This is a genomic window from Actinomyces sp. HMSC065F12 (assembly GCF_001814535.1).
Lineage (GTDB): Bacteria > Actinomycetota > Actinomycetes > Actinomycetales > Actinomycetaceae > Pauljensenia > Pauljensenia radingae_A.
This window is the reverse complement of record NZ_KV817017.1, coordinates 1-805: the sequence shown is the minus strand read 5'-3', so window position 1 is coordinate 805 and position 805 is coordinate 1. Positions and strand designations below refer to the sequence as shown.

Annotated in this window: 2 protein-coding genes; both read right to left on the bottom strand. The window is 55.4% G+C overall.

Going from position 1 to position 805, the window contains the following annotated elements; translation table 11 throughout:
* A partial coding sequence (locus HMPREF2975_RS12815) for a hypothetical protein (protein ID WP_227469340.1) occupies positions 1-240 on the bottom strand: 240 nt, incomplete at its 3' end.
* Positions 237-805: hypothetical protein (locus HMPREF2975_RS08240; protein ID WP_227469339.1), on the bottom strand; the 569-nt coding region annotated here is incomplete at its 5' end. The genes HMPREF2975_RS12815 and HMPREF2975_RS08240, both read right to left, overlap by 4 nt.

The window sequence follows — 805 nt, the reverse complement described above, 5'->3', positions numbered from 1 at the left end:
TGTTGGTGTGATCATACCACGCTGCGCGGCGGCGGGCTGGTGGGCGGGTTGGGAAGCGTGTTGCGAGTGGCGGTTTGTTTTTGGGAACCAGTCAGTGGTTCCGGCGGCAGTGGTTCCCGCACCCACCCCCTGTAAGGGGGTGGGGTGGTGGGGGAACCAGTCAGCACCGGTTCCGGGAACCAGTCGGGAACCAGTGGGAACCAGTCGTTTGGTTTGTGGAAAATCCTGTGGATAACTCATTCCTGACCTCCCTCGACAACGTGGAGGCGTGCCGTTCCGCCTACCGGGATACCGTCGCTTTCAGCCCTGTAGACGTGTGCTGAGCGTAGTAATCGCGAATTCCTCGGCCCCTCTTTTTCAATTAGATAATTCTCGTTTAATAGAATGTTGATTGCTTTAAAGATTGTGGCGTTTTTGGCTTTTCCTCCGTCCTCTTTGTAGTTTCTTTTGACGTCGTTCATGGAAATTGGTTCGGTGAAGTTTTCGATTATCCTGGAGAGTTTTTCCATGAGGTGAATGGGGCGGAATTCTTTTATGCTCGTGTTTTCTTGGGTGGTGTCTGGTGGGTTGATGGTGGTGATGATCCGCGCTGGGTCAGTGCTGTCGATGGTGATGCGGGCTGCTTCTTGGGTGCGGTCTGAGGGGCGGTATGTGCCGGATTTTGGCCGGATGCTGCCTGGCCTGTCTTTGGCGACGCGTAGTGTGATGGTGCCTTTCATTCCTCGCCCTAGGGGGTGGATGACTTCTGCGAGGTATGAGGCTCCGTCGATTGCGGCCATTTTGGTTTGGCCGCCGATGGCGAAGC